General features: G+C 59.4%; 7 protein-coding genes and 1 pseudogene. 4 read left to right on the top strand and 4 right to left on the bottom strand.

Annotation, left to right across the window (positions count from 1 at the left end; all coding sequences use genetic code 11):
• Window positions 1-141: 141 nt before the first annotated feature.
• Entirely contained in the window at window positions 142-726 is a 585-nt protein-coding gene (locus tag F3089_RS09775) for a hypothetical protein (RefSeq protein ID WP_151440622.1), read from the bottom strand.
• Complete coding sequence (locus F3089_RS09780) at window positions 723-1010, bottom strand: PilZ domain-containing protein (protein WP_151440623.1); 288 nt, start codon at window positions 1008-1010, stop codon at window positions 723-725. Before F3089_RS09780 ends, F3089_RS09775 begins: the two co-directional genes overlap by 4 nt.
• Window positions 1011-1184: 174 nt before the next feature.
• Here F3089_RS09780 and F3089_RS09785 point away from each other — a divergent pair, with 174 nt between their 5' ends.
• Window positions 1185-1559, top strand: a complete 375-nt coding sequence (locus F3089_RS09785; RefSeq protein ID WP_151440624.1) for a hypothetical protein — start codon at window positions 1185-1187, stop codon at window positions 1557-1559.
• A gap of 4 nt (window positions 1560-1563) precedes the next feature.
• On the opposite strand, the gene F3089_RS09790 is transcribed toward F3089_RS09785, so the two are convergent.
• Together F3089_RS09790 and F3089_RS09795 are read right to left on the bottom strand one after the other, a co-directional pair.
• Window positions 1564-2112 (bottom strand): methylated-DNA--[protein]-cysteine S-methyltransferase, encoded by a 549-nt coding sequence (locus F3089_RS09790; protein WP_151440625.1) that lies wholly within the window; start codon window positions 2110-2112, stop codon window positions 1564-1566.
• Window positions 2109-2657: a hypothetical protein gene (locus F3089_RS09795; protein ID WP_151440626.1), complete on the bottom strand. Its 549-nt coding sequence runs from the start codon at window positions 2655-2657 to the stop codon at window positions 2109-2111. Before F3089_RS09795 ends, F3089_RS09790 begins: the two co-directional genes overlap by 4 nt.
• Window positions 2658-3106: 449 nt before the next feature.
• Between F3089_RS09795 and F3089_RS09800 the strand changes: the two genes are divergently transcribed.
• The 3 genes and pseudogenes from F3089_RS09800 to F3089_RS09810 all read left to right on the top strand — a co-directional run.
• Window positions 3107-5245, top strand: a complete 2139-nt coding sequence (locus F3089_RS09800) for an adenosylcobalamin-dependent ribonucleoside-diphosphate reductase (RefSeq protein ID WP_151440627.1) — start codon at window positions 3107-3109, stop codon at window positions 5243-5245.
• Between the two features lie 30 nt (window positions 5246-5275).
• Window positions 5276-5962, top strand: a complete 687-nt coding sequence (locus tag F3089_RS09805) for a TSCPD domain-containing protein (protein WP_151440628.1) — start codon at window positions 5276-5278, stop codon at window positions 5960-5962.
• A 277-nt stretch (window positions 5963-6239) separates the two neighbouring features.
• Window positions 6240-7070 (top strand): annotated as a pseudogene (locus F3089_RS09810) (nucleotidyltransferase domain-containing protein); the annotation flags it as partial.

Consider the following 7070-nt stretch of genomic DNA (forward strand, 5'->3'; position numbering starts at 1 on the left):
CCTCGACGCCCGATATGACTTCTTCGTTCTACTTCTTCTTTTTTGCATTGTTTCAAAATTGAAAGAAGAAGCAACGCGCCGACTGTGACGATTCGTTCCGCAAATGCGGCGAAATGTTACAGGAGTTTTCCCGGCGGAGGATCAACCGTCATCGCAGACATGGTCACCCAGCTGCGGCGGCCGTTGAGTAAGGCTGCCGGTGGGTACAGTGCGCACCCGGAAGGTATAGGGCACGGAGGAAGCGCGCAGATAGTCAACGTTGACCACCTTGTCTCCCATGTCCACACCCGTCTGGCGGGGGGAACAGCTGACGCGGAGCTCGAGGCGGCTACCCAGATCCCGTACCCGCGTGCTGCCGTCAGCATCGGTCAGCTGCATGCACACCTGCCCCGCCTCGACCGGCTTACCGCTGTTCGTGGCATCCAGCCGCGGGTCACCACAGGCAGCAATCGCGTCTTCCGAGCAGGCGCCATCCATTCCGGGATCGCGCAGTTGCCACTCGCGCCGGCTGCACTGGGTTTTCACGGTGACCGGTGTGGCGCTGTCCTGGCGCCAGTGCCAGGCCGGGTAGCGTGCGGTTTTCCATCTCAGCAGCACACGCCGTTCCTCACCAGCGGAGTTTTCGGCGGTCATGGCGGAATAGTGGGTCCGCTGTGTGCTACAGCCTGAAAGGCCCATGGCCAGCAGCAGAACCAGCACAACGCCTGTCACAGTCACAGTTCTCAATGGCCTTCTCCCTGCTCGGTCTGCGTATCCATGAACGCCAGGCCGTAACCATCACTGGCCTCGCGCACGACCCGCATCCGGCGCACAGGCGCGGGTACGGGCAACCCCTGGACCTGGACCTCCACCTCACTGCCAATCCCGGGGAAAGGCTCATTATCCACAAGAACGAAGATACCGCCGTCGGACAGATCACGCATTGTGAATACATGCTCGCCAATCTCACTGTGGCGCACCATGATGCGTACACTCATGCTGGTCCGGATGTAACGCCGCTGCTCAGGCATGCTCCCTGTCCACCCTTGATACTGTCCGGAGCAAGCATAGCAGCTTCCGCCATGCATGCAGCCTGAAAGCTGCTAGTGCCGCTTGTACTGATGATGCAGCCACCGGGGTTGTGCTGTTGCGCCTGAAAGGCTATACAGTCAGTCACTCATGCAATCTGCCGGAGACCAAGCCGCATGCTGGTGTGCACGAACTGCCGACAGGGGCTTATGGATCCCATCCGGAACGAAGACGAGCCGGAGTACACGGACCGCTACCAGTGCGGCCACTGCGGTCACGCAGCGACCATTCCCTCGCTACTGATCATCTTCAGCCAGTTCATCTCCGCGATACTCGGGGGCGGGATCACGTTCTATCTGCTCCAGCACCACGGGGTTCGGGCGTTTGCGCTCCTGGTTTCGGAAGGGAACAGCAACCTGCTGCTGCGGGAAGGCGGGCTGGCACTGGGCGCGCTGACCCTGGTACTCGCCTTTATCTACCTGCTCTACCTTTCGTTCCGTGGCATCAGCAAGCGCATGCGCTACCGTCTGCCGCCGCAGAACGCCCAGTAGGCCTTCACAGGCCCACGCCCTCGCCGCTCAACAGCCACCGCTTGCGCCGTTCACCCCCGCCGTAGTTGCCGGTTCCGCCGGAAGCCGGCAGCACACGATGGCATGGAACCAGAACAGGCACCGGGTTGGCGCCCACCGCAGCGCCCACCGCCCGGGCGGCCCCGGGCTGGCCGATGTGACGGGCGACTTCGCCATAGGTGAGGCACTGCCCCGGGTCGAGCCGCAACAGATAACGCCAGACCCGTTGCTGGAACGCGGACCCCACCATCTCAAGCGTCGGCATGGAGACCGCCGCCTGGTTGGGCCAGGCGTGGAGGATGGCGGCGAGGCCGGAGAGCCGATCGTCGTCCTCCGGTATTGGTTCCGGTTCCCGGCGCCAGACCTTCGCCGCCCGGCGGAAACGCGCTTCCACATCAGAAGGGCTGTCCACAAACGCAAGCTGGGTCAGCGCATCCTCATGCCACAGAGACCAGACCCGCCCCCAGGGCGAATCAACCTCGCCATACACCAGATCCCCTGCGGGCTCCGGGCGCTGCAGCCAGATCACATTCATTGGTTCCCCTTCCCCATTACCAGAGCGTCGGTGCGGTTCACATCCTCGGGCCCGAAAGTCAGTTCATCGCCTTCCCGCTGGTAACTCAGGCGCCGCAGCAATGCCCGGCCGGAAAAATGCTCAAGGTGAGCCACCACCATGTTGCTGCGGTCGCGGCTGTCGAGGAGCTCGCCCTTACCGGTGGCATAGACCACCAGTGCCACAACGTCGTCTCCCCGCAGAATGGCTTTCAGACTCTCGAAGATCAGCTCAATACGCTCAGTGTCATCCGCCCCCGAAGCGGGATCAATATGCACCCCCCGGACCCCACCGCGGCGGGACAGCACAAACGCCCGCGGGCGGAAACGATCGCCTTCGGCAGCCAGTTCCGTCTTCACCACCGGCAGCGTCTCCCGCATCAACCGGTTCCAGCTCGGCAGGGGTCTGTCGTCAGTGACTGGCTCGGGAGCAACCTGCTGCTCCATCGCCACGTCCGTGGTTGTGCAACCGGCCGCAAGCAGTGCAGCAGCGGCCAGAACGAGCAATAGCAGAAGCCTGATCCGCATGAGGGCATCCATCTCCGAAAACCGCAGGATAACCCATTGCTCCGGAGTCTTCACCCAATACTATATCTAGTATATCGCATACTACAGTTTTGGGACCGCAGCGACCGCCCCCTTCCTAAATCCCTGCCATGGGCGGATTCTGCCGCACCCACCCCATCTGGCCGCCATGTTCACTTGACACCCCAGAGGCCAAAACCACAAGATACGGGCATCAACAACAAGAAAAAGTCGATATATTGGGGGTTAATCAAAAATGACAGTGCATGTCAACAGGCCAGAGGCATTGGCTCGGCCTGCTCTCCTGTTAAGCCCTGCAGCCGGGAAGATTCCCCGCTTTACCCTCTCCGCGGGGTCCGGCTGAGCCACGGGCTGCTCAAAACCTAAACACAAGATATGGTGGTTGCATTGCGCAACCGGTATCCAAGTAACAACCAGGGACAACGCCACTCATGAACGCCAAGACTCAGGATCTGACCAACAACATTCCCTTCCAGGAAACCTCGGTCGACATCTGGGCCAGCAAGTACCAGCTCAAGACCAAGGCCGGCGAGCCTGTCGACCGTGAAATCGAGGACACCTACAAGCGCGTCGCGGAGTCCCTGGCCTCCGTGGAGACCGCCAAGAAGCGCAAGGCCGTGCACGAAGACTTCGTCTGGGCCCTGCGCAACGGCGCGATACCGGCCGGGCGCATCACCTCCAACGCGGGCGCGGAAGCGCACAAGCCGGCCACCTCCACCATCAACTGCACCGTCTCCGGCACCGTCTATGACTCCATGGACAACATCCTGGTGAAGAACCACGAAGCGGGCCTCACCCTCAAGGCCGGCTGCGGCATCGGCTACGAGTTCTCCACCCTGCGGCCCAAGGGCGCCTATGTGGCGGGCGCCGGCGCCACCACCTCCGGCCCCCTGTCCTTCATGGATATCTTCGACCGCATGTGCTTCACCGTCTCCTCAGCGGGCGGGCGCCGTGGCGCGCAGATGGCAACCTTCGATGTGCACCACCCGGACATCATCGACTTCATCGAAGCCAAGCGCGAAGACGCCCGCCTGCGCCAGTTCAACCTCTCACTGCTGATCACCGAAGACTTCATCGAGGCAGTGAAGAACGACGCGGACTGGCAACTCTCCTTCCCCGTCTCCAGCGAGGAAGCCGAGAAGGAAGGCCTGGACCTGAACGACCCGGAACAGTTCGTCTACCGTGACTTCCCGGTCAAGGACGGCTACGTGACCGACGGCAAGGGCAATGTCGCCTGCCGGATCTACCGCACGCTCAAGGCGCGCGCGATCTGGGACAAGATCATGTCCTCCACCTACGACTACGCCGAGCCTGGCTTCATCCTGATCGACAAGGTCAACCGGATGAACAACAACTGGTTCTGCGAGAACATCCGCGCCACCAACCCCTGCGGTGAGCAGCCCCTGCCGCCCTACGGCAGCTGCCTGCTGGGCTCGATCAACCTGACCCGCTTTGTGGAGTTCCCCTTCACCGAGAAGGCGCGCTTCAACTACGAGAAGTACCGCAAGGTCGTGGGCATCTTCACCCGCATGCTGGACAACGTGGTCGAGCTCAACGGCCTGCCGCTGGACAAGCAGCGCCACGAGATCGAATACAAGCGCCGCCACGGCATGGGCATCCTGGGGCTGGGCTCCACGCTCGCCATGCTGCGCATGCCCTACGGCTCCGCGGACTCCGTCGCCTTCACCGAGGAAGTGACCAAGGAGATGGCGCTGGAAGGCTGGCGCGAAGGCGTCCGCCTCGCCGAAGAAAAAGGCCCCGCCCCGATCATGAACGACGAGTTCGAAGTGACCGAGGAAATGCTCGAACTGCGCCCCGAGATGCGTGAAGACGGCTACACCGCCGGCGACAAGGTGCCCGGGCGCATCCTGCACGCGCGCTACAGCCGCTACATGCAGAAGATCGCCGAGGCGGAGCCGGAGGTCGTGCAGCAGATCGCCGAGAAAGGCGTGCGCTTCACGCACCACACCTCCATTGCACCCACGGGCACCATCTCGCTGTCGCTGGCCAACAACGCCAGCAACGGCATCGAGCCCAGCTTCTCGCACCACTACTCGCGCAACGTGATCCGCGAGGGGCGCAAGTCCAAGGAAAAAGTGGACGTGTTCTCCTTCGAACTGCTCGCCTACCGCGAGCTGGTGAACGAGAAGGCCATGCCCGACTCCGAGAACCCGGAGGAGCAGCTGCCGAGCTACTTCACCGTGGCGGACGACGTGAGCCCGAAGCAGCACGTGGACATCCAGGGCGCGGCCCAGAAGTGGGTGGACTCCTCCATCTCCAAGACCGCGAACGTGCCCACGGACTTCGCCTACGAGGACTTCAAGGACATCTACATGTACGCCTACGAGCAGGGGCTGAAGGGCTGCACCACCTTCCGCTTCAACCCCGAGGCCTTCCAGGGCGTGCTGGTGAAGCAGAAGGACCTTGAAGGCACCCAATACGAGTTCACGCTGGAGGATGGCAGTACCGTCCAGGTCAGTGGCGACGAGGAAATCGAATACGACGGCGAATTCCACAACGCCGCCAACCTCTTCGATGCCCTCAAGGAAGGTACCTACGGCAAGTACTGAACCGAATCCAGACTACGGAGACCCGAGAAAATGACCGTCCGAATCGAGAAGAAAATCGTCGACCAGCGCGTTCTCAAGGAAGAGAACGCCGCCAATGAGGCGCAGCAGGCCACCACCGAGAACCAGCCGCTGGTGATGAACGAGCACATCGAGCGGCCCGAGTTCCTGCTCGGCACCACCTACAAGATCAAGCCGCCGATCGATGACCACGCGATGTACATCACCATCAACGACATCATCCTCAACGAGGGCACGGACCACGAGACCCGCCGCCCCTACGAGGTGTTCATCAACTCCAAGAACATGGAGCACTTCCAGTGGGTGATCGCCCTCACCCGCGTGCTCTCCGCCGTGTTCCGCAAGGGCGGCGACGTGACCTTCCTGGTGGAAGAGCTGCGCTCCGTGCACGACCCGAGCGGCGGCTACTTCAAGAAAGGCGGCGTCTTCATGCCCTCGCTGGTGGCCGAGATCGGCTACGTGATCGAGAAGCACATGAAGGCCATCGGCCTGATCGAGACCGAAGAGATGAGCGAGCTCACCCAGCGGATGATCGCCGAGAAGAAAGCCGCCTTCGAGAGCAACGGCGAACCAGCCACCAACGCCGAGGGCAGCTACCCGCCCAACGCCACGGTCTGCGGCAAATGCCACACCAAGGCCATGGTGATGATGGACGGGTGCGAAACCTGCCTTGCCTGCGGCGAAAGTAAGTGCGGCTAACGCCGGAAACCAAGCCCCCTGCGGTTCGCGCCCCAGGGGGCTTTTTGGTTGGGGGTGATTGGATGTGGGTAAGCAGGAATTCAGGATAGTACATCGCCGTCTAAGCTAGAGCGGTACGCCTCTGATTCAAAAGATAAAAACACAGTGCGCAGCGTACCCTGTAGCGGCGCTATACCGAATTCAGGGATATCGATAACGCAGAATTCCTATCATTACCTGTTGGGCGCCTGAAGGCCGCAATTCGTATTCTGCATAGACCAAAACAGGGATAGATTAGATGACCAGAAAAACCATACCCGTTAACGCCGCTAGACAATTGTGGGCGAGCTGTGGTGGGTATTGCCAGAATCCAAATTGTAATCGTTTCCTGTTTGCGTCTGTCGGCGAAAACAGCGTTAGCCTTGCCAATGTCGCCCATATTATTGGCCACGGCTCAAATGGCCCCAGAAGTGATCACGAACTAGCCGAGACAATAGACCGAGACGGTCTCGCAAACCTTATTATGCTATGCCTTGACTGCCACAAAATTGTGGATGAACTGGAGAAAGAATTCAGCGTTGAGGCCATGCAGCAATGGAAATCTGAGCATGAGAAGAAGGTTGCTCAATTTTTTGACATCCCCAAGTTGACTGATGAACGAGAGCTCTTGATCGAAGTGAGCGAACTGCTTGATCAAAATGAATCAATATTTCGAGAGTATGGTCCTTACTCCCAAAATGCTCTAGAAGGTGACTCTGGAGACACGCTAAAAATATGGCGTCGCAGGTGCTTGGATACGATTCTTCCAAACAATCGAAGAATAGTTAATCTAATAGAAAAGAACAAAAGAAATTTTACCTATCCATGGGATGTTTATAGGGAAATGCTAGGTTATAAGCTTCATGTTGAAGCCTTTGAGGATAACTGTCTGCTGGGACAGAAAGTTAATGATTATAAATTGTTCCCGGTAGAGTTCGATCATTTCGTTAAAACAAGGCTTGGGGTACAGGTCCCCCCTATAGAGATCAGAAAAGAAGAGGAGCTTGAATTCCGACGCAATCAAGTATCCACATTTATTGATCGCTTTTTAGCAAACCATGACTTTATTTCGGAGATGGAAGAGCTAAAT

This window comes from Halospina sp. K52047b (assembly GCF_008709855.1).
Classification (GTDB): Bacteria; Pseudomonadota; Gammaproteobacteria; order Pseudomonadales; family Oleiphilaceae; genus Halospina; species Halospina utahensis_B.